The organism is Sulfitobacter sp. 1A12056 (genome assembly GCF_043558125.1).
Taxonomy (GTDB): Bacteria; Pseudomonadota; Alphaproteobacteria; order Rhodobacterales; family Rhodobacteraceae; genus Sulfitobacter; species Sulfitobacter faviae.
This window is the reverse complement of record NZ_JBIFFY010000001.1, coordinates 316,037-336,394: the sequence shown is the minus strand read 5'-3', so window position 1 is coordinate 336,394 and position 20,358 is coordinate 316,037. Positions and strand designations below refer to the sequence as shown.

Annotated in this window: 24 protein-coding genes; 1 reads left to right on the top strand and 23 read right to left on the bottom strand. The window is 64.5% G+C overall.

The window, feature by feature from the left end; all coding sequences use genetic code 11:
* Positions 1-27 precede the first annotated feature (27 nt).
* The 23 genes from ACGYLD_RS01660 to fabD form a co-directional block, all read right to left on the bottom strand.
* Positions 28-3,957: a glycoside hydrolase/phage tail family protein gene (locus ACGYLD_RS01660; RefSeq protein ID WP_394400797.1), complete on the bottom strand. Its 3,930-nt coding sequence runs from the start codon at positions 3,955-3,957 to the stop codon at positions 28-30.
* A complete protein-coding gene (locus ACGYLD_RS01655) occupies positions 3,957-4,403 on the bottom strand; it encodes an NlpC/P60 family protein (RefSeq protein ID WP_271691523.1) in 447 nt (148 codons plus the stop codon). The genes ACGYLD_RS01660 and ACGYLD_RS01655 overlap by 1 nt, the downstream gene beginning before the upstream one ends.
* Positions 4,400-5,287 carry a DUF2163 domain-containing protein gene (locus tag ACGYLD_RS01650; RefSeq protein ID WP_394400794.1) on the bottom strand — a complete coding sequence of 296 codons (888 nt, stop codon included), beginning with the start codon at positions 5,285-5,287 and terminating at the stop codon, positions 4,400-4,402. Before ACGYLD_RS01650 ends, ACGYLD_RS01655 begins: the two co-directional genes overlap by 4 nt.
* Complete coding sequence (locus ACGYLD_RS01645; protein ID WP_394400791.1) at positions 5,287-5,919, bottom strand: TIGR02217 family protein; 633 nt, start codon at positions 5,917-5,919, stop codon at positions 5,287-5,289. The genes ACGYLD_RS01650 and ACGYLD_RS01645 overlap by 1 nt, the downstream gene beginning before the upstream one ends.
* A 27-nt stretch (positions 5,920-5,946) precedes the next feature.
* Entirely contained in the window at positions 5,947-6,606 is a 660-nt protein-coding gene (locus ACGYLD_RS01640; protein WP_271691527.1) for a phage tail tape measure protein, read from the bottom strand.
* A complete protein-coding gene (locus tag ACGYLD_RS01635) occupies positions 6,599-6,811 on the bottom strand; it encodes a rcc01693 family protein (RefSeq protein ID WP_209218770.1) in 213 nt (70 codons plus the stop codon). Before ACGYLD_RS01635 ends, ACGYLD_RS01640 begins: the two co-directional genes overlap by 8 nt.
* On the bottom strand, positions 6,808-7,122 hold the full coding sequence (locus tag ACGYLD_RS01630) for a GTA-gp10 family protein (protein ID WP_271691528.1): 315 nt from the start codon (positions 7,120-7,122) through the stop codon (positions 6,808-6,810). The genes ACGYLD_RS01635 and ACGYLD_RS01630 overlap by 4 nt, the downstream gene beginning before the upstream one ends.
* A gap of 2 nt (positions 7,123-7,124) precedes the next feature.
* Positions 7,125-7,547 carry a phage major tail protein, TP901-1 family gene (locus ACGYLD_RS01625; RefSeq protein ID WP_271691529.1) on the bottom strand — a complete coding sequence of 141 codons (423 nt, stop codon included), beginning with the start codon at positions 7,545-7,547 and terminating at the stop codon, positions 7,125-7,127.
* A gap of 35 nt (positions 7,548-7,582) precedes the next feature.
* A complete protein-coding gene (locus ACGYLD_RS01620; protein ID WP_271691530.1) occupies positions 7,583-7,993 on the bottom strand; it encodes a DUF3168 domain-containing protein in 411 nt (136 codons plus the stop codon).
* The gene (locus tag ACGYLD_RS01615) at positions 7,990-8,328 is read right to left on the bottom strand and encodes a head-tail adaptor protein (RefSeq protein ID WP_271691531.1); all 339 of its coding nucleotides are present in this window, start codon (positions 8,326-8,328) and stop codon (positions 7,990-7,992) included. Before ACGYLD_RS01615 ends, ACGYLD_RS01620 begins: the two co-directional genes overlap by 4 nt.
* Entirely contained in the window at positions 8,325-8,924 is a 600-nt protein-coding gene (locus tag ACGYLD_RS01610) for a head-tail connector protein (protein WP_271691532.1), read from the bottom strand. The genes ACGYLD_RS01615 and ACGYLD_RS01610 overlap by 4 nt, the downstream gene beginning before the upstream one ends.
* Positions 8,925-9,090: 166 nt before the next feature.
* Positions 9,091-10,269: a phage major capsid protein gene (locus tag ACGYLD_RS01605; protein WP_271691533.1), complete on the bottom strand. Its 1,179-nt coding sequence runs from the start codon at positions 10,267-10,269 to the stop codon at positions 9,091-9,093.
* Between the two features lie 35 nt (positions 10,270-10,304).
* Positions 10,305-10,913 carry an HK97 family phage prohead protease gene (locus tag ACGYLD_RS01600; protein WP_394400784.1) on the bottom strand — a complete coding sequence of 203 codons (609 nt, stop codon included), beginning with the start codon at positions 10,911-10,913 and terminating at the stop codon, positions 10,305-10,307.
* A gap of 23 nt (positions 10,914-10,936) precedes the next feature.
* Positions 10,937-11,164, bottom strand: a complete 228-nt coding sequence (locus ACGYLD_RS01595) for a hypothetical protein (RefSeq protein WP_394400781.1) — start codon at positions 11,162-11,164, stop codon at positions 10,937-10,939.
* The gene (locus ACGYLD_RS01590; RefSeq protein ID WP_394400778.1) at positions 11,154-12,332 is read right to left on the bottom strand and encodes a phage portal protein; all 1,179 of its coding nucleotides are present in this window, start codon (positions 12,330-12,332) and stop codon (positions 11,154-11,156) included. The genes ACGYLD_RS01595 and ACGYLD_RS01590 overlap by 11 nt, the downstream gene beginning before the upstream one ends.
* Before the next feature lie 131 nt (positions 12,333-12,463).
* Positions 12,464-13,834, bottom strand: coding sequence for a DNA-packaging protein (locus tag ACGYLD_RS01585; protein WP_271693831.1), 1,371 nt, complete (start codon positions 13,832-13,834; stop codon positions 12,464-12,466).
* A complete protein-coding gene (locus tag ACGYLD_RS01580; protein WP_271691537.1) occupies positions 13,743-14,087 on the bottom strand; it encodes a hypothetical protein in 345 nt (114 codons plus the stop codon). Before ACGYLD_RS01580 ends, ACGYLD_RS01585 begins: the two co-directional genes overlap by 92 nt.
* 223 nt (positions 14,088-14,310) lie before the next feature.
* The gene (gene mltG / locus ACGYLD_RS01575; protein ID WP_394400775.1) at positions 14,311-15,495 is read right to left on the bottom strand and encodes an endolytic transglycosylase MltG; all 1,185 of its coding nucleotides are present in this window, start codon (positions 15,493-15,495) and stop codon (positions 14,311-14,313) included.
* Positions 15,496-16,755, bottom strand: a complete 1,260-nt coding sequence (gene fabF / locus ACGYLD_RS01570) for a beta-ketoacyl-ACP synthase II (RefSeq protein ID WP_271689878.1) — start codon at positions 16,753-16,755, stop codon at positions 15,496-15,498.
* 142 nt (positions 16,756-16,897) lie between these two features.
* Complete coding sequence (locus ACGYLD_RS01565) at positions 16,898-17,431, bottom strand: GNAT family N-acetyltransferase (protein WP_394400772.1); 534 nt, start codon at positions 17,429-17,431, stop codon at positions 16,898-16,900.
* Between the two features lie 159 nt (positions 17,432-17,590).
* The gene (locus ACGYLD_RS01560; RefSeq protein WP_067261852.1) at positions 17,591-17,824 is read right to left on the bottom strand and encodes an acyl carrier protein; all 234 of its coding nucleotides are present in this window, start codon (positions 17,822-17,824) and stop codon (positions 17,591-17,593) included.
* A gap of 202 nt (positions 17,825-18,026) precedes the next feature.
* The gene (fabG, locus tag ACGYLD_RS01555) at positions 18,027-18,764 is read right to left on the bottom strand and encodes a 3-oxoacyl-ACP reductase FabG (RefSeq protein ID WP_209218758.1); all 738 of its coding nucleotides are present in this window, start codon (positions 18,762-18,764) and stop codon (positions 18,027-18,029) included.
* A 69-nt stretch (positions 18,765-18,833) separates the two neighbouring features.
* Positions 18,834-19,766 carry an ACP S-malonyltransferase gene (gene fabD / locus ACGYLD_RS01550; protein ID WP_271691539.1) on the bottom strand — a complete coding sequence of 311 codons (933 nt, stop codon included), beginning with the start codon at positions 19,764-19,766 and terminating at the stop codon, positions 18,834-18,836.
* Between the two features lie 223 nt (positions 19,767-19,989).
* Here fabD and rpsF point away from each other — a divergent pair, with 223 nt between their 5' ends.
* Entirely contained in the window at positions 19,990-20,343 is a 354-nt protein-coding gene (gene rpsF, locus ACGYLD_RS01545; RefSeq protein ID WP_067261847.1) for a 30S ribosomal protein S6, read from the top strand.
* The last annotated feature ends 15 nt before the right edge of the window (positions 20,344-20,358 follow it).

The following is a 20,358-nucleotide window of genomic DNA, read 5'->3' as shown; positions in this document are numbered from 1 at the left end:
TGCTCAAAATCGTGATAACGCGCGGGCCTATCCGGGGATGGTCAAACCTGTAGCGGGCCCCGCGCCATATGTGGCCGAGATCTGCGCCACCCTCACGTCAAACGCCCCGCTGACGCCATCCGCCGCCCGTGCCGCAGTGCTATAGGTCCATCGCGGCGTATCGACCAGCACCTCCAGCCGCTCCTCGCTGCCTTCGTAAACGCGTAAGAGATAGCGTTCACTCTCCTCGCCAAGCGGCACCTCCGCCCCCTCCCAAGGGTCGCCGTCGATCCGCGTTCGGCGAATCCAGCTAAGGGTGATATCGCCACTGGCCCCAGCCTCGGCCCGCAGATGACAGGGGCTGTAGGGCCGCAGACCATTCCCGTCAAAGGCATGAACCTGATGCAGGTAAGAGGGGTCATCCACCGGTCGCCGCGCAGGCCCGATGCGGTAATGCTGTGCCACACGGCGCAGATGCGGGCTCAGCTCGACCTGCTGTGGCGTCCCGTTCATCAGCACAAAGCGGGACCCGGCGGGCCAAACCTCGGGCATCAACCCATCGCTGCCCGCCTGCCCGCGCAAACGACCGGTCAGCCAATAGGTCATCGGGGCGACAAGCTGCGCCTCCTGAAACTGGAGCAACTCCCAACGGTCCGCGCTCCCATCCCCGATGGCGGCGAGGTTCGCCCCATTTAAAAGCGCCTCTCTGCTAACGGACTGAAGGCTGCCGCTGGTTAATTTGACCTCCAGCACCGGCCCCGCGTCGATCAACCCTGGCCGTGCTGCGTGCAGCGGCGTTTGGGTAACGCCCATGATCGACCGGTTCGCCACGATGGCGTTCAGCGCATAATCCGAATCCACGGCAGAGCGGTAGACCGCGACGGACCCCGGCCAAGGGGTCGCCGTCACCGCCAGATGCGGCGCATGGGGCGCCTCATCTCCGCGCAAAAGCGGCAGGTCCATGAACTGCGGCAGAACCGGCAGCGGCGGGACGAAGGGGCGCAGCGCTGCAAGTTCTTCATCAAGCGGTGCGGGATCATAGACTTCGGGCTCAATCCGAACGCCGTCGATCAGCAGGGAGCCGGCCTGTTCCACCCGGTCGACGCGGTAGCGTCCCGGCCCCTCCGCCCCATCGCCCGGCAGTTCGATCACATCCCCCGCCCCGACAGCCATCCGCGACGGCGGCAATGCCAGCCGCAGCGTCTCACGCGCGACGCGCGCTTCGGTCAGCCAGCGTTCGGCCACCTGCCGCCCCTCGCCTCGGGTCAAGGCCATGTTCAACTCGGTCCCGGTGACCGCATGGGTCGCCTCATCCGCCAGAACCGCCTCTTCGGCAATCGCGTCGAAATCCCCATCGGCCTGAATGAATCGCAGCCGCACACGGCCCGAGACTTCGGCCTCCGCCTCACGCAACTGCTCGGTCAGCCCGCTCAGGTCGGGGTGAACCGCGAGACGATCAGGGTCGAGGGGCAGCGCATCTGCCCCGTCACGCATCCGAAACTGTAAAACCCCGTCGCGTTCGATCGCGTCAAAACCATAACGCAGCATCAGCGGTTGCAGCGCGGCCCGCGCCTCGCCAACCTCGGCAACCGTATAGCCGCGCACATAGCCGAACAGCGCGGAGGTATCGAAATGCACCACACCCGCGCGGCGGCAAATCTCGCCCACGACCGAGGCCAGCGACCGCGCCGAGGCGCGCCCGTTCAGCCAGTGGCCCCGGCTGTAATTCTCTCCATCGCTCCAGAGATTGACATTATTGGGGAAGAAGGGAAAAGGCCGCGTGTCCCATGCCCAAACAAAGGCGCGCGTCGTATCAAGCATCGCCGCGCCATATTCCTCCGAGATCGGATTATGCGCCGGATCGCGCCAGTAGTCCGAGATCGCGCGCAGATATTGCATCTGCATCAGATCGTCCCGTGCGCCGGTGGAATAATGCGGCAAGGCGCTTTCCGAGCTCTTCAGATCGAGGAACTTGTTGGGCTGGTTCGCCCCTTTGTCGATGGCCGCGCAGCCGTATTCCGTGAACCAGATCGGTTTCGACATCGGCTGCCATTCCGTTGGAGCGGCTTGCCGCTGCCCGCCGATACGCGGGTGGTGCGGGCTCTCCCACCAGCAGCGCAAGTCTTTGTAGCGATACACCCAAGGCTCATCATGCGCCCCATCGGTGATCGGCGTGCGGATCTGCGCGTCGCGGGCCTCGGGCGAATGGTAGTACCAGTCATAGCCCTCGCCGCCTTCGATGTTGGATTTCAAATAGCCGATATCGTAGATCGCGGGCCAGTTCTCGCCGTCCAGATGCCCCTCCTCATCGCGCCAATCGGCTAGCGGCATGTAGTTGTCGATCCCGATGAAATCGATCTGCGGATCGGCCCATAGCGGATCAAGGTGAAAGAAGACATCGCCGCTGCCATCCTGCGGGTGATAGCCGAAATACTCAGACCAATCAGCGGCATAGCTGATCTTGACCTCCGGCCCCAACAAGGCGCGCACCTCTCCGGCCAAGGCCCGCAGCCCGGCCACCGCGGGAAAGCTGTTGCCTGCCGCGCGTATCTGCGTCAGCCCCCGCATCTCCGAGGAGATGCAAAACGCCTCGACCCCGCCTGCCGCTGCGCAAAGCGCGGCATAGTGCAAGATGAAGCGCGACAGGGTCCATTCCTCGGGGCCGTTGTAGATGACCGAGCCTTCGCCCACCGCGAAATCCGCAGCCGTGACGGTTCCGAAAAACGCCGCCACCTCGGCTTCTGCCACCGCCGTACCGTCCGGGCTGCCCGGTCGCCCCGGGGCCACCGAAAGCGTGATCCGTCCGCGCCACGGCAAGCGGGGCTGGTCCTCGGCATCGCTATAGGGGTCCGGGAGCCCGTTTCCTTCGATCTGATCCATCAAGATAAACGGATAGAACATCACCGCCTTGCCCGCTGTCTTCAGCGCGTGAATGGCCTCGACCACCGCCGCATCGGCGGGCGTGCCGCCGTAGATCGGGCGCGCGTCTTGCTGGGTGATCACCTGTGCCGTGCCACGCGTCAGGCCAGAGACTCGCCAAGGCATGTTCTCCCCATCGATATCCGGGTCTTCGACCTTGGGCCGCAGGCGACAGTCACCGCAGCGCAGATCGCCGCCAAACCATGATACAACGAGAGAGGCCGCTTCCAAACGCGGCAATTCCTCGGTCAGGCTTTCCAAGGAGACCGCAAAATCGGTCTTGGCGGCGGGCGAGTTCACATTGGCGCTCCACCGGCTGCCGGGGCCGTCGGTGTAATGCACCGGGGTCGTCGCCAGCGCGTATTCTCCCGTGCCGGGGATCAGGGCGAGCCCCTGAACACCATAGGCGGGCGCGTGCTCCCACCCCGGCACTTGCGGCTGCTCGGGGCGCAGCACCTCGAAAGAGAACTGCGGAACCCGGTTGCCGAATTGCGCAAGCGAAAGGTCTTCCATCACCACATAGGCCGTGCCGCGATAGGCGGGCACCCGGTCCGCGCCCTCGATCGCGGCGATGGTCGGGTCAGGCTGCTGGTTCGCGGCGCCTCGGTAAACGCGCATGTTCAGATCGTCCGGGGCAATCTCCTCCCCATCTGCCCAGATGCGCCCAACGCTGGTGATCTCCCCTTCGCAGAGCGCGATGGCAAGGCTGACGGTATAGCTGTATTCGGTCGTCTTCGGCGTCGGCGGGCCGCCCTTTCCCCCGCCACTGACTTCGGTGACCTCTTGGAACTGCGAGGCCCAGATGACATGCCCCGCCAGTCGCATCCGCCCGTAAAGCTGCGGGATCGCCGCCCCTTCGCCCAAGCCTGTCAGGCGAAAGCGATCCACCTTACCGGTCTCGACCGCCTCTCCGCCTTGGCCCAGCAAACGTTGATCCACCAATCGACCAAGGCTCGCCCCCACCGCGCGGCCCACCGCGACCGAAGACAGCCCCGCCAGCGTGCCCCCGATGGAGCCGCCAACCGCCGCCCCCGCTGCCGAAAGAACAATCGTCGCCATCAGGAGACCTCCTCAGGAAATACAAAACGCGCTACGATGCGCCGCTGCCATGGCGGGCTGAGCGGGCTTTCCACCACTCCATGCCGCGCATAGGCGTGAATCAAACTGGCGCTGGCCCCGACGCGCGCCTGAAGTCCAAGGTGCTTTGCCACCGCACCCTGCCGCATTCGGAAAAGCAGCACGTCACCGGGGGCCGCATCACCGCTGTCTTTCATCGCCATGTGCCGCAGCGCCGCTGCCCAGAGCCGCTCCTGCCCCTGCGGCTCGGACCAATCCATCGAATAGGGTGGCACCGCCTCAGGCTCCGCGCCCAACAGCTCCCGCCAAAGCCCCCGGATCAGCCCCAGACAATCGCAGCCCGCCCCCTTTGTCGCAGCCTGATGCACATAGGGCGTGCCGATCCATCCGCGGGCGCCCTGTACCAAACGCTCCCCCGCAGCACTCATCGGCGTGACCCGCCGCCATTCGCACCGTCCGACCGGGGCACTGCCATCATCCAATCCTCCCCCGGCAAATCGGGAAAGCCGCGAAAGTTCAGCAGGTTGTTGAATTTCAGCCGACAGGTCTCCATCCGCTTGTCGCAGCCTGCGGTAAGCCGGACACGGGTGCCCGCCGCCACTGCGCCGCGGATCGGTTGCCAAAGCTCGATCACGCGCTGCCCGCCCTCATGGTAGTCACGTTTGACCATGCCCCAAAGCCCCGCCGCCGGCCCCTCCAGCACATCAAGCCGCCCCCGGGCGAACCAACCTTCCTCGTAGCCCGGGAACGCGGTCCAACAGAAATACTGCGCCTCCGCCATCGTCTCGACCACACGCGTCTCAGCATAGCCGGGCGCGGTGAGATCGAACCGGCACTTGCCATCTCCCAACACCGCCGAACAGGGCTTTTGATAGACCCGCCCCAGGGGCCGGTTAAGCGGTTCCGTCAGCCCCCGCAACTCGGCGCGGAAGCTGCCCCCCGCGCGGTGCAACTCACCGGTTGAGCCGCGAAATTGCAGCCGCCGCTGCGCGGGCTCCGCCCAGTTCACCAGCCACGCCTGCACCTCGGCCCCATCAAAGCGGCCCTGTTCGATCTCATCCTCGCGGATCGCATCATCGCTGAGCGCGCCAAGCGCCTCCGTGTTGTCAACTGCCAGCCCGCTGGTCTGGGCCAGCGCCCGCGCGCTCAGCCCGGTATCGGCGCGAAAGGTGATCCCGTCGAACACCAGCGGCATGTCGTGATCGGTAAAGGCAAACACCGCCCCATCCGCGCGCGTCACCTGCCAGCAATGGCACAGCGTCGTCACACCCTGCGCGATATGGGCTGCAAAGCCTCTGTCCAGCCCCGCCATCAGACCCGCACCTCGATCACCGGCACGTCGGGCACCTGTCCGGCCTGAAAACTCTCGACCGAGACCAGAATGCGGTCGGTGTCAAAGCGCACCGGCACGTCGAACTCGAAGCCCGCGAAAACCTCGATCTCAGGATCAGGCGGATGGGCAAAGGTGATGATCCCACTCTTGGCGTCGACCTCATATTCGACGCCCTCGCGCAGCTCATCCTGCTCCAGCCCCACGCGCACGGTCCCGGCCACCGGTTTGGTGATCGGACGGCGATAGGACTGCGCCCCCGAGCGGTAGGTTTTGGTCAGTTGAAACGCCGCCCGCACCCCATCCCCATAGCCGATGCTCTGGTCGTCGAAAGCCACCGGAAGCGCCATTTTGCCCGACTTATAATCGGCCCAATCCTTCCAGCGAAACCCGTACATCTGCCCCATGCGCGCCTCAAAAAAGGCGATCAGCACCTGTAGATCGTCGATCGAGCGCATCCCCAACCCGGCGTCATAGACCCGCCGCGAATGGGCCCAAGGCGTGTTACGCTCCTCATGGCCGTTGGCCAAGGTGACCACATCTGTCTGCCGTTGCGGCCCCCCGACAGAGCCAAAGCTTAGCGACGGGGGAAATCTGACCTCGTGAAACTGCATGATCTGCTCCTTTATCCGCCGCGCGGCCTATCGGTTGCGGTTGCCGGTGCTGAGGGCACGGCTCAACTGTGCGGCGATCTGGCTTTGGCTGCGCTGAAACCCCTGCACATCGGGGGTAGTGATGTTCATCACGATGGTCGTCGCGCCGCCGCCGTTGCCGCGCACGCCCAGCTTGCCATCGGCGCCCCGCGCCAAGGGCATGATCGCCTCCGGCCCGGCCTCACCCATCAGCCCCGTGCCGCCGCGCATGGGAAAGGCCGTCGCCGAGGTGACCACCCCACCCTGCGCGAAGGGCATGACTTTACCTTGCGAGAAAGGCGCACCATCTGCGAAGGGCAATATCCCTTCTACGATGCTGCCCACGCCCTCGCTGATCAGCCCGCCGAAATGGTCCGTCACCGGGCGCATCGCGGCATTGTAAGTCGTGCGGATCATCGACTGCGCCAAGTCGCTCAGCGCGTCCGAGAGTTTGGCCCCGTCAAAGACCACCCCATCAAAGGCCCGCCGCAACCCACGGCTTAGCCCTTTCTCAAGGGTCGCCACGTCTTTGCCCGTCGCGGCAAGCGCGCCCCGCATTCGCCGTAGCTCACCGTCGAACCCGGCCACCAAGCCGTTGGTCTGCGCCAGCGTCTCATTCAGCCCCTCGGCGCGGCTCTCAAGGTTCTCGAAATCGTCAAAGTCAGCCATCACCGGCCCCTTTCGTCTCATCTGGATAGGCAGCCATCAGCGCGGCGAGACCGTCGCTCAGCAGTGGCGCGGGGCCAGACTTCGGCCCCAGCATCAACTGTAACTCCGCCGGCGTTAGCGCCCAGAATTGATCCGGCAGCAGCCCCAATCGTGACAGCCCCACCCGCAGCAACGCGGGCCAGTCAAAGCCCCGTGCTGCGCTCACGCCTGCACCGTAAAGGCGCGCGCCAGCAATTCCGCCGCCGCCCGCGCCGCCGCCATCGGCCCGCCCTCGATCTGCGCGTGTTCAAGCGTGGCGGCATCCATCTCCGCCCCACCTCCGCGCAGCCCGGCCAGCAACAGGGCCAAGACATCGCGGCTGGAAAAGCGATTGTTTTCAAATCGCTCGACCAGAGCCACGAGGCCGTCGGCCTCCAACGCCGCCTCCAACTCGGCCAATGCCCCAAGGGTCAGCCGTGCCTCATGACGTTCACCATCAATCACGAGGCTCACCTCGCCGCGCCATGGGTTCGTCATGCTCACACCACCACATCGGGGGTAAAGATCAGCTCACCCGCCGATTGCAGGCTAAGCTCAAAGGTGGCCTCCCCATTCAGCGACCCCCCGTATTCCAGAGCGGAGACCTGAAACGGCCCCTGCACCACGCCGAAATCCGGAATGATCACCTGAAAATCCGGCGTGAGCCCGTTGAAAAACAACTGCCGCGCCCGTTCATCCGTGCCCGCATCGCGAAACACCCCCGACCCGCTGATCGCGGCCGAGCGGACACCGGCACCCGCCAACAACTCCCGCCAACCGCCGCTTGAATCGAGCGAGGTCACATCCACCGTTTCGGCGTTGAAACTCACCCGTTTGGCCCTAAGCCCGGCGATCGTCTCGAACTGCCCATCGCTGGTCATATCCACTTTGACCAAAAGGTCTTTGCCCGCTTGAACTGCCATCACTGTCTCCTCGCACCAATCTGAAATCTAAAGTCTTATGCGTCCGCGACCCGGGCGCGGAATTGCAGATCGATCCGCCGGGCAGAGGCCCCGTCGATCCGCCGCGCCATCGCTTTGAGAAAGGCCATATCCACCACGCGCCCCCGGCTGAGCGCCGGCACCGCCCCATGCAGCAGGTCTGAGATCACCGCCGCGCAACCCTTCGCCGTGCTGAACCCCGGCGCGCTGGTGACCACCGACAGGGTCAGGCGATGCTCCGCCCCCGCGCCCTGCGGGTCCGACAGGTCCTTCGCCACCTCTTGGCCCAGCAGCACATAGGTCTCTGGCAGGCTCCCCCCCGGCACCGCGTCAAAGACCGCGTCACCGATCAGCGCGGTGAGCCCCGGATCGCTCTGCAACAGGTCATAAACCGCCGCCTGCAATGCCCCTGAAAGCGCATAGGTCATACCGCCACCTCCTCATCGGCAAAACAGATCAGATAGCGCCCGCCCGCATCGCTTTCGGCCACCGCCCGGATCACGAAGACCCGCGTGCCCTCGCGAAACCGCTGCTCGGGGGTTGGTCGCTGCGGGGCACCTTCCGGCGCCGCCCGCACTGTGATCTTGACCCCCATCCGGCTGACGGCCACCCCGCCCTGCGCAGTCTCCCGCCCCGTCCGCGCGCGCACCTCGGCCCAGAGGGTGCCCAAAGGCTGCCAGATCTCGCGATGCCCCCCCGCGCCATCGCTCACGCGCTGCGGCGCTTCCAACACGAGGGGCCGGTTCAACTGCGGGCGGCTCATGCCGTTCCCCCAAAGCCGAGGCGCACGCGGCGGTAGCGTTCGATCAGGCTGCTGACACCAAAGGGCATGCACCCTTCACCAAGCGCCGTGTCGTCGCGGTATTCATAGTAATGTGCCGCCAGCAGCATCACCGCTTGGGCCAGATCATCCGGCATTCCACTCCAATCGGCGGCCATGCCCGCGTCAAAACTAATCAGCGCGGCCCCCGCGCTTGGGATGCGCGGCAGGGCGGCGGTGCTGGCTCGAAGACGCGGCGCTTGCGCATCGCGTTCCAGCCAATAGCGCTCGGGGTCCACCGCCGTCTCCACCCCGTCCCGCGCCACAAGCGCCACCCGCGCGATCTCTTGCACCGGCGCCACGGGCAAGACCTGCGCCGCCGCATCGCGCCAAAAGGTCAGCGACAGGGCAAACCGCCGAATGATCAACACCTTGCCTGTCCGCGCCTCCACCGCCGCCATCGCCGCGCGCAGGAAGCTGCGCAACACCGGATCTTGAAGGCCGTCCTGCGCAAAGCCGGTGCCAAGGCGCAGATGCATTCTGAAGGCCTCAACCGGCAAGACCGCATCCGGCACATTTGTCTCTTCGATCAACATCATCGAACGTCTCCAAAAATCGCTCCCGCGCCCAATGGGGCCATGCGGTTATTTCCGGACGCGCACCGGTTGCATTGCTCGGTCGGAGGGGAGCAGCTAGACAACGCAACCTCGCAGGCGCACGTCCGGACCGGGGCCAAGTTGCCCCGGCCCCGGCTTCGGCGCCGGCTTACGCCAGGCCGAATTTCATCAGCTTGATCGCCGCGAAATCGCTCACGTCGCCGCCGACACGTTTGGTGGCATAGAACAGCACATGCGGCTTTGCGCTGAACGGGTCGCGCAGGATCCGCAGATCGGGGCGCTCGGCCACGGTGTAGCCTGCGGAAAAGTCGCCAAAGGCGATGGCCATCGCATCGGTCGCCGGATCGGGCATGTCCTCGGCCACCAGCACCGGATAGCCCATGAGCCGCGCAGGCTCGCCTGCCGCCAACCCGTCGGACCACAAGAACCGTCCATCGGTGTCTTTCAACTTGCGCACCTTGGCCGTTGTCTTCGAGTTCATCACGAAAACCGCATTCTTGCGGTAAGCCGCGCCGAGGGCATAGACCAACTCGATGATCGCATCCGCCTCGGGATTGGCGTTGGTGCCGCTGGGGACATAGCCCAGATTGCCCCAGGTCCAGACGTCGTTGTCGACCGCCGGATGGCTCAGAAAACCGGTGGGCTTGTCGATGCCGTCACCGCTGACAAAGGCCGCCGCTTCGGCCCGTGCAAATTTGTCGGCGATACGCCCCGCCAGCCAACCTTCGATATCAAAGGCACTGTCATCCAGCAGACGTTGGCTCGCCTTGGGCAGCGCGCTCAGCTCATGCAGCGGCACGGTGATCCGGTCGATCTGGGGCGTGTCCGTCTCGGCTTGCGCCCCGCTTTCGGTCGCCCAACCAGCGCCCACATCGGCGTGATCGACCAGCACGTCATATGAGGTGGCCTCCACCTGCACCACCGAGGCAATCGCGCGGATCGACGCCCCCGCATTCAGCACAGATTGCACCCGGTCGGCAGTTTGCGGATCCACCAGATAGCCGCCATCCGAATTCACCGCCGTCGACATCGATTTGCCGTCCAGTTCCAGCCCCCGCAGCCCGTCGTCATCGCCGTTGCGCAGATAGGCGTCAAAGGCTTTCTTATGCGGCGCATCGTGATCGATCGCGCCCCCCAAAGGGCTGCGGGCAGGCAGGGTCATCTTGCGGTCCATCATGGCAATTCGCTCTTCTGATTGTTGAAGTTTCGTATTGATCTCGGCCCGAAAGCCGTTGAAGTCACTGACAAAACCGCTCACGGCCTGCCGCACTTCCTCCGCCGGAGACCGGTCTTTGCCCGCCTTTGTGCTCATCTCACTCTTGGTCATCGCTTTTCCTTCGATCTGCTCAGTCAAACTCAGGCTCAGCCCCGCGCCATCTCGGTCCGCGCGGCATCAAAGGCCGCCGTCATCTCGCGCAGCACATGGCCCACGGCCCTGAACTCCCCCTTGGCCCCGACCCGCGCCGAGGGCAGCATCGGAAAGGTCACCAAAGACACCTCCCAAAGCTCCAGTTCCGACAGCAGCCGCTGCCCCTTGGTGGTCTTGCCCGCCTTCACGGTGCGGTAGCCGATGCTGAGCCCGTCGATGGCCCCCGCCTCGATCAGCGCCGCCGCCTCCCGGCCCTTAGCCACAGTGCAAAGGATGCGCCCCTTGACCCAAAGACCCCGGCCATCCTCGCGCACCTCGTCCCAAACGCCGATGGGCTGGGCCGGATCGTGCTGCCACAGCATCTTAATGCTGCGTCCCGCCTTCGCGACCGCCGCAAGGCTCGCCGCATAGGCCCCCGGCTCGACCACATCGCCGCCCTGATCGACCGTGCCAAAGAGGCTGGCGTAGCCGCTGATCTCCAGCCCATCCTCGACCGGCGTCACGCTGCCGAAGCGGGCGAATTTATGCTCCAACCCGCCGCCCGCAGGCACAGCTTCCCCGTTCTCCGGCCAGCCGCCGGAGGCATCCAATTGATAAGTCATCGTATTTTCCCTCGTTCAGCCCGCTACGGCGCCACCGCCAGAACGGATTGCACCGCCTGCGCCAAGATCACCGCCACCACGCCGTAGACCGTCAGCCACAGCCGCCGTTCCAACCGCTCCATCATCTGCTCGATCCGGTCGAGCCGCTTTTGCATGTTCTCGCGGTGCACCGCGCTGAGCGTCTCATGCGCCTGAAGCCGCAAGCCCGGCGCGCATTCGAACCGCTCGATCTCGCGCAGCTCAGACATCATCCGCCACCGCTGGCAGCCCCAACAGGCTGCGCTTTTCCGCATCGCTCAAGAATGCCGCCCCGGACACCCGCGCCCATTGCGCATCACGCTCCGCCGCCAATGCAGGCACTTGGTCGAGGTCCGGCTTCAAACTCACCGCCGCCCCCAGATACCCGCTCAGCCACTCCGCCAGCGCCGCCGTCACCCGTGTCGCCAAAGGCAGCACTGTCAGACGATAGAACGCCCGATGCGCCTCTTGATAATTCGCGTAAGTCGCATCGCCCTGCACCCCGATCAGCATCGGCGGCACCCCAAAGGCGAGCGCAATCTCCCGCGCCGCACTCTCCTTTGTTTTCTGAAACTCCATATCCGAGGGCGAAAAACCCATCGGCTTCCAGTCGAGCCCGCCCTCCAGCAGCATCGGCCGCCCGGCATTGCGCGCCCCTTGATGGTGGCTCTCCATCTCGCTCACCAGCCGGTCATACTGATCCTCGCTCAGCTTGCCCTGCCCCTCGGCCCCCCGATAGACGATCGCGCCGGAGGGCCGCGCGGCATTGTCCAACAGCGCCTTCGACCAACGGCTCGCCGCATTATGCACATCCATTGCCATGGCCGCCGCCTGCATGGGGCTGAACCCGTAGTGATCGTCCTGCGGGTGAAAGTTGCGGATATGACAAACCGGCGTCGCCGCACCGCTCGCATCAAAACGGTGCTTGCGCCCGCCCACCGCATATTCATAGGCGACAGGCCAGCCATCCGCCCCCGGCACCACGCTCATCCGGTCCGAGCGCAGCACATGCAGTTCTACCGGCAAACCGCTCTCACCGCCCACGGCTTCGACATAGCCATCGCCGCTCAAAAGCATCTGCCCATACAGCGCCTCAAGCATCTCCGCCCGGCCTTGGCCCGCATTGGGGCGCCGCATCAGCTCGATCAGCGGGTGTTCGTCGTAGCGCCGTGCGCTGTCCTGCACGACCAGCGGCAGCGCCGCTGCAGCCTCGGCGATCAGCTTGACCGAGCGAAACCCAACCGGATTGCCGCAGAACCCGGCACGCGTCAGGCTCACGCTATCGCGGGGGCTCCAAGCGACACGGCCCGAGGTCTGATAGGCGACGACCGGCCCCGTGGCGGATGCTTTGCGCTCCGCTGTCTCACCTGCCGCGCCACGCCGTAGAAAATCGAATACCATGTCGTCGCTCCTCATTCTGCCCGGCCCCGGCGGCGAAGACCTGCCCCGCATTGCCCGGCGTTGTCAGACTTTCCCCGAAATCCCTTAACGCTGGAGAAACCCACCGTGCGCTGTCCCATGCAACGGCCCGCTCACAGGCTTCGCACCCCCGGGCTGCGCCACTGCGCGGCAGGCTCGATCATCAGCTCATGCAGCGCCCAGACCAGCGCATCGACGCGGTCCGGGCTGCCCTTGCCCTCGTACCCCCGCGCCGTCATCAGACACATCTGATCCTCCAGCGCATCAAGCCCCGGCAAATGGCTCACCCGCCCCTGCTCATAAAGCGCGGCCACAGGCTCCGCCCGCGCCACCTTGCCCCGCGCCGCATGCACGGTCTTGAGCGAGACCAGCGGATCGACCTGTCGCAAGACCTCGGCCACCAACTGCCCGCCCTGATTTACCTCCGCCACCAACCGATCCGCCCCGTAGCGCGTCATCGCCGCAATCGCCGCCTGCGCCCAGCCCATCGGCGTGGCCCCCTGCACCGTGCAATCGGCCAGCACCACCGCCCGCCAATCCTGCGGCGGCCCCTTGGTCTGCGCCCCCACCACCACGATCCCGCACTCATCCGAGCCTGCTCCACTCGTCGTCGCCGGGTCCAAGCCCACCACGATCCGGTCCAGATCCGGCACCTCTCGCACCCGCCCCGCCTCCAGCAAAGCCGAGGTCCACAGCGCCCCCTCTGCATCCGCCAGCAAAACCCCATCCAACTCCTGCCGCCCCAACCGCGTCCCGCGATAGCGCGCCCGCACCTCTTCAAGGAACGACCCCGCCAAATTCGCCGCATTCGCCTCCGTCGGCGCATGGGTCGTCACCGTCGAAGGCGCGGCCAAGAGCGCCTTCAACACATCCACGTTGCGCGGTGTCGTCGTCACGCAGACCTGAGGCCGCTCCCCCAAGCGCAGCGCAAACTGCAACTGGTCCCAAGCCTCCTGCCCGCGCTTCCACTTTGCCAATTCATCCACCCAAGCCGCGTCAAACTGCGGCCCGCGCAGCCCTTCGGGGTCATGCGCCGTATGCACCGTGGCAATCGCCCCGTTGGGCCAGACCAAGCGCTTGCGCGTCACCTCCCAATCAGGCCGCCGATCCGGTGGGCTACAGGCCAGTATCCCGCTATCGCCAAAGATCATCACCTCGCGCACCTGCTCGATGGTCTCCCCCACCAGCGCCACGCGGCTGCACTCCCCGGGATCAAGCGGTCGGCTCCCCTCAACCTTACTGCGGACCCATTCCGCCCCGGCCCGCGTCTTGCCCGCGCCGCGCCCGCCCATGATCGCCCATGTCCGCCAGTCGCCCTCAGGCGCCAGTTGGTGGTCAAGCGCCCAGAACTCAAACAAAAAAGGGAGAGCCAGAAGCTCTCCCTCATCTAGGTCATTCAGTAACTGCGCCTGGGTCTGAGCATCGGCGCAGGCGATCCAGCTTGCACCCGATGTCAGCCCGCGCTTTGTCCATGTCGAGGGCATAGCCCCCGCGCGCGATTCCAGCTTGTCGGTTTCGACAGTCATTCAGCGTGTTCTCCGCTTTCAGGCAATGCGCCAGCAGTCCCGCCACTTTGGACGTTTTGCCAGACACCGCAGTTTCCTTGAGTTCCCCCCCGGACCGGGCCTGTTCCGTCAGACCTTCGATTTCCCGGCGCAACGCGCCGATTGCTTCTTGGAGACCGCGCAGGATTTCCGCGCTGTCTTCCGTCTCTTGCTCCGGGGTAATGATCGTCATCGCTTTACCTCTTGTTGGTTATCCCCAACCGAGCAGACACAAAAAAAACGACCACCGGGTTACCCCGGGGCCGTTCGCCCATGTCCTCTAGCGTGCCACAAGTCCTACGCCAGACCGTGCGCAAAGTCAAGAAAAACTGTATTAACAAGACCTTACAGCACCGCGCGGCAAGGACTTCCCGTAAATAAAAACCCCGCTGTCTCCAGCGGGGTTTTCAGTGGTCTCAGTTTCCGCCGGTTGAGGCATTCCCCGCCGCTTCCGCACCGCGCTCCGCCTCGATCTGACGCCAGCGCGCAACGTTGCGGTTATGCTCGTCCAAGGTTTCCGCAAAAGCGTGCCCCCCGGTGCCATCCGCCACGAAAAAGACGTAGTCCGTCTCCGCCGGTTGCGCTGCGGCCATCAGGCTCGCCCGGCCCGGATTGGCGATGGGCGTGGGCGGCAGACCGTCGATCACATAGGTGTTCCACGGCGTCTCTGCCCGCAGTTCCGAGCGGCGCAGCCCGCGGCCTAGCACGCCCTTGCCCTCGGTCACCCCGTAGATCACCGTGGGGTCGGTCTGAAGCCGCATCCCTTGGTTCAAACGGTTCACGAAAACGCTCGCCACCTGCTCACGTTCGGCGGCGACACCGGTTTCCTTTTCGATGATCGACGCAAGGATCAGCAGGTCCTCGGGCGTCTCGATCGGCAGATCGGGATCGCGCGCTTCAAAGGCTTCGGCCAAGAGCACCTCTTGCGCCGCGGCCATCCGTCCGATCACCTCGGCGCGGTCGTCGCCCGGGCGCACCTCATAGCTATCGGGCGCGAGGCTGCCCTCTGCTGGAAGCTCCGCAACCTCGCCGGTCAATTGCTCGACCTGCTTGAGCGCTTCCACTACCTGCCAGCTGGTCACCCCTTCGGCCAATGCCACACGAAACCGCGTGTCATTCGCGCTTGAGATTTCGGTATAGGCTTCGGGAGCCTCCTCCTCACCCGGGGTGAATTCCGCGCGTTCAACAAAACGGCTGGTGACCGGGTCCAACTCACGGACCTGCACGCTCACCCGGTTCACCCCGATGCGATAGACTACCTCAGTACCGCAGGTGCTGGCCCCGCCTTGGGTCACGATATCCACGATCCCCTGCATCGAGGTGCCGGGCTGAACAAGAAAGCTGCCCGCCTTCAGGCTGCTCGACTTCTCCTCGTAATCCGCGCCCATGCGAAAGATCGCGGGCGAGGAAACCGCGCCCTGCTCCTCAAGGTTCTGGCTCACCTGCCGCATGTTCGAGCCGCGCTCGACCTGCACACAGATCGCCTGTTCCAACGGCCCTTCAGAGACATAGGTCGACTTGCCCCAGAGGATGATCCCCCCAAGCAGAAACAGGCCGACCAACAGAAACGTCACGGCGTTAGAGGCGATATGACGCCACATTTAGCTGACTTTCCCGAAGAGAACCGATGCGTTGGTGCCGCCGAAACCAAAGGAATTGCTGAGCGCCACGTCAATCTTGCGCTCGACCTTCTTGTTCGGCGCCAGATCAATCGGGGTTTCCACCGCCGGATTGTCGAGGTTGATCGTCGGCGGCGCTACCTGATCGCGGATCGCAAGCATGCAAAAGATCGCCTCGATCGCGCCCGCGGCACCCAAAAGGTGCCCGGTGGCGGATTTGGTCGAGGACATGGTCACATTCCCCGCCGCATCACCCATCAGACGCTCGACCGCGCCCAACTCAATGGTGTCAGCCATGGTCGAGGTGCCATGCGCGTTGATGTAATCCACATCCGCAGGCTCCAGCCCCGCGTTCTTCAGCGCCGCACGCATGGAGCGTTCGCCGCCCTCGCCATCCTCGGAAGGGGCGGTGATGTGATGCGCGTCGCCCGACAGGCCATAACCCAGCACCTCGGCATAGATCTTGGCACCGCGCGCCTTGGCGTGTTCATACTCTTCCAGCACCACGATGCCCGCGCCTTCGCCCATGACGAAACCGTCACGGTCCACATCATAGGGGCGGCTGGCCTTTTGCGGATCGTCGCCGCGTTTGGTCGAAAGCGCCTTGCAGGCATTAAAGCCCGCCATACCAATCTCACAGATCGCCGCCTCGGCACCGCCTGCGATCATCACATCCGCATCGCCGTATTTGATCAGCCGCGCCGCATCGCCGATGGCATGGGCGCCGGTTGAACAGGCGGTCACGACCGAGTGGTTCGGCCCCTTGAAACCATAGCGGATCGACACCTGACCCGAGATCAAGTTGATCAGCGCGCCCGGCACGAAGAAGGGGCTCACGCGGCGCGGGCCCTTCTCATGCATCATGACGGCGGTATTGGCGATGGAGTTCAGCCCCCCGATGCCCGAACCGATCAGAACGCCGGTGCGTTCCTGATCTTCCTGCTCGGTCGGCTTCCAGCCCGAATCCTCGACCGCCTGCTGGGCGGCAGCCATGCCAAAGAGGATGAAGGTATCGACCTTGCGCTGCTCTTTCGGCTCCATGTATTTATTGGCGTCGAAGGTGCCATCGCTGCCATCGCCCAAAGGCACTTCGCAAGCGTATTGAGTCACCAATTTGCTGGCATCAAAGCCGGTGATCGGCCCGGCCCCGGACTTCCCATCAAGGATCCGTTTCCAGCTTTCTTCCACGCCGTCCGCGAGCGGGGTAACCAAACCCAAACCCGTTACTACAACTCTGCGCATCTCAGTGCCCCTTGCCGATAATGTCTCGGCGAACCTCTTACCCTGCAAAAGCCTGTAGGCACAAGCATATCGGCGGGGGTCCGCAGGCAGAGCGCAAAAACGCCGATGGGTCGAATCTCAGGGGCCTTCGCGGCTCACAAGCTCAGCCCGGCGGGCCGCGCCGGGTCATCAGATGCACCGCACCGCCCGCCGTCTTGACGTCGCGCAGCCCCTGATAGCCAAGCGCCCCCGCGATCCGCAAAGCGGCCTCATTCCCCGCCGAGATCATACAGACCGTGCGGCCCGTGATCACCCGATCAAACCACTCATGCGCCGCCCGGGCGGCCTCGGCCCCAAGCCGCTGGTCTTGGGCCTGAGGGGCCAAGACCAGCCGCGCCTCGGGGTAAGTGTCGAAATCCTCGCCGAGATTGCGGGAGCCAAAGACGAAACCGGTCTGACCCAACATCTCGCGCTGGCGGTGAAGCTGCACCGCCCATTGCCCAAATCCCGTAATCTGCCAATGGCCCGCGTTGCGCAGAAAAGCGTCCCATGACTGCCCCTTGGGCCGCGGCTGATCGAGTATCCGGTCCGCCACATCGGGCATCGCCCAAATCTCGGCATAGCGCTGAAAATCCTCGGCGCGCATGGCGCGCAGGGTCAGTCTGGCGGTGTTGATGGTCGGGATCGTGCGGGACATGGGGTGAATTGCCTTCACGCTTGAAACTTCTTGGCGCAGACATGCGACCTCAGCTCCAAAGGGACAAGCCCACCCCGCTACGGCAAATAAAAACGGCGTCATTCCGCTAGGAACAACGCCGTTTTCAAAACTCACATCCGCCGGTTGCCCGGCAAAGCCTTAGGAGGCTTCTTTGATGAACTTGACCGCATCGCCAACGGTCTGGATGTTCTCAGCCGCGTCATCGGGGATCTCGATGCCGAACTCTTCTTCGAACGCCATCACCAGTTCCACGGTGTCGAGGCTGTCTGCGCCGAGATCGTCGATGAACGACGCATTCTCAGTCACTTTGTCCTCTTCCACGCTCAGGTGTTCTACAACGATCTTTTTCACGCGGTCTGCGACGTCGCTCATAATAAGTCCTCATGTCTTCGGGCCATTCAAGGCCCCTTTTGGTTTCCGCCCGCCGGTAATCGGCGTTTGGAGGATGCCCCAAAAGGGGCGGCTATTTCCTTGTTCGCACAAGGCGCAGGGGGTGATCAAGCACCCTCCGTTTCGATTCTGCGCCCCCTTTAGCACATGCGCCGGGCTTGGCAAACGCTATTGAGGCGCAGGGTCACAACATGGCCATACCGCCGTTCACATGCAAGGTGGTCCCTGTCACATAAGCGGCCTCGGGGCTGGAAAGATAGACCACGGCGGCAGCGATCTCATCCGGGTCGCCCATGCGGCCTGCGGGAATTTGCCCCATGATTCCAGACTTTTGCTCATCCGTCAGCTTGTCGGTCATGGCGGTGGTGATGAAGCCCGGGGCAACGGCGTTCACGGTGATTCCGCGGCTTGCCACCTCATAGGCCAGCGACTTGGACATGCCCACGACACCCGCCTTTGAGGCCGCGTAATTGGCCTGGCCGGGGTTGCCCGTGGCGCCCACCACGCTGGAGATATTGATGATCCGACCCCAACGCGCCTTCATCATGCCGCGCATCACCCCTTTGCAGAGCTTGAAGGTCGCGGTGAGGTTCACGTTCAGCACCGAATTCCACTCGTCATCCGACATGCGCATGAAAAGATTGTCGCGGGTGATGCCCGCATTGTTCACCAAAATATCGACCGAGCCCATGGCCTCCGCCGCCTGTTTCGGCAGCGCGTCGACGGCCTCCATATCGCTCAGGTTGCACGGCAGCACATGGGCGCGTTCGCCCAACTCGGCCTTCAGCGCCTCAAGCGGTTCGGTCCGCGTGCCCGACAGGCCAACGGTAGCCCCTTGGGCGTGCAGCTTGCGCGCGATATCCGCGCCGATGCCGCCCGAAGCGCCGGTGATCAGGGCATTCTTTCCTGTAAGATCGAACATGTCTCTTCCTTTATTCTCTCGAAGGGCGCGAGGCCCCGACGCGGCGGAAATGCCGCTTATTTTCATACCTCAGGCGTCAGACGCGGCCTTTACCTCATCCGGCGTGCCGATGCAGCGGGTGGCGACACTTTTGTCGATGCGTCGGATCATGCCCGAAAGCGCCTTGCCCGCGCCGATCTCCCACGCCTCGGTCACGCCCTGCGCGGCCATCCGCTCGACCGAGGAACGCCAGCGCACGCGGCCTGTGACCTGTTCAACCAGCAACTCGCGAATGTGGGCGGCGTCCGTCACTGCTTCGGCGGTGACATTGGCGACCAGCGGCACGGCGGGATCGTTGAAGGTCACCTCGCCCAATGCTTTCGCCATCTCTTCCGCAGCCGGCCCCATCAGCGGGCAATGGAAAGGGGCGGAGACGGGCAGCAGCAACGCGCGCTTGGCCCCGGCTTCTTTCGCCATGGCGACGGCGCGCTCTACCGCGGCCTTCTCGCCCGAAAGCACGTTCTGGCTCGGGTCATTCTCATTGGCGACCTGACAGACCGCGCCCTCGGCAGCGGCTTCGGCCAGTTTCTCGGTCTCTTCGATCCCGAGGCCGAGAATCGCCGCCATGGCGCCCTCGCCCACTGGCACGGCGGCCTGCATGGCCTTGCCGCGAATGCGCAGCAGCCGCGCGGTGTCAGCCAGTGACAGCGCGCCCGCAGCACACAGCGCAGAATATTCGCCAAGGCTGTGCCCCGCCACGAAGGCCGCTTTCTCGACACTTACACCTTCGGCCTTCAGCGCGGCCATAGCAGCCAAAGAGGTCGCCATCAGCGCGGGCTGGGCGTTCTCGGTCAGGGTCAGCGTCTCCATGTCGCCCTCCCAGATCAGCTCCGACAGTTTCTCGCCCAAGGCCGCATCGACCTCGTCGAAAACGGCGCGGGCTTCGGTGTAGGCTTCGGCCAGATCGCGGCCCATGCCGATGGTCTGGGCGCCCTGCCCGGGGAAAACGAATGCGATGCTCATGGTTGCAGCCTCTTATTAGCGATTTCATCCGATGTATCGCGTCCCATGCCGCAAGGGCAAGCCCGTCCCGGCCCGCGCGCCCGCGCCGGGGGTTGCCGTGGCCGGGAAACCGTGTATACGGGCGCTTCCTTGCACAGCATATGAACCGCGCAGACTCTCGTGGTGGGGAGCAAGGATGAACGCCCCGCCTATGAAATGCGCCTTGATACAAATAGGAGTGCACATGCCGCTTTATGAGCATGTTATGATTGCGCGTCAGGACCTGTCCAACACGCAAGCAGAAGGCCTCATCGAACACTTTGGCACCGTCCTCGCGGACAACGACGGCAAGCTCGTCGACAGCGAGTACTGGGGCGTCAAGACGATGGCCTACAAGATCAACAAGAACCGCAAGGGCCACTATGCCTTCCTGCGTTCGGACGCCCCCGCGACCGCCGTGCAGGAAATGGAACGCCTGATGCGCCTGCATGACGACGTGATGCGTGTTCTGACCATCAAGGTCGACGAGCACAAAGAACTGCCCTCCGTGCAGATGCAGAAACGCGACGAACGCGACAACCGTCGCGAGCGCCGTTGATCGCCAGCTTGAAGA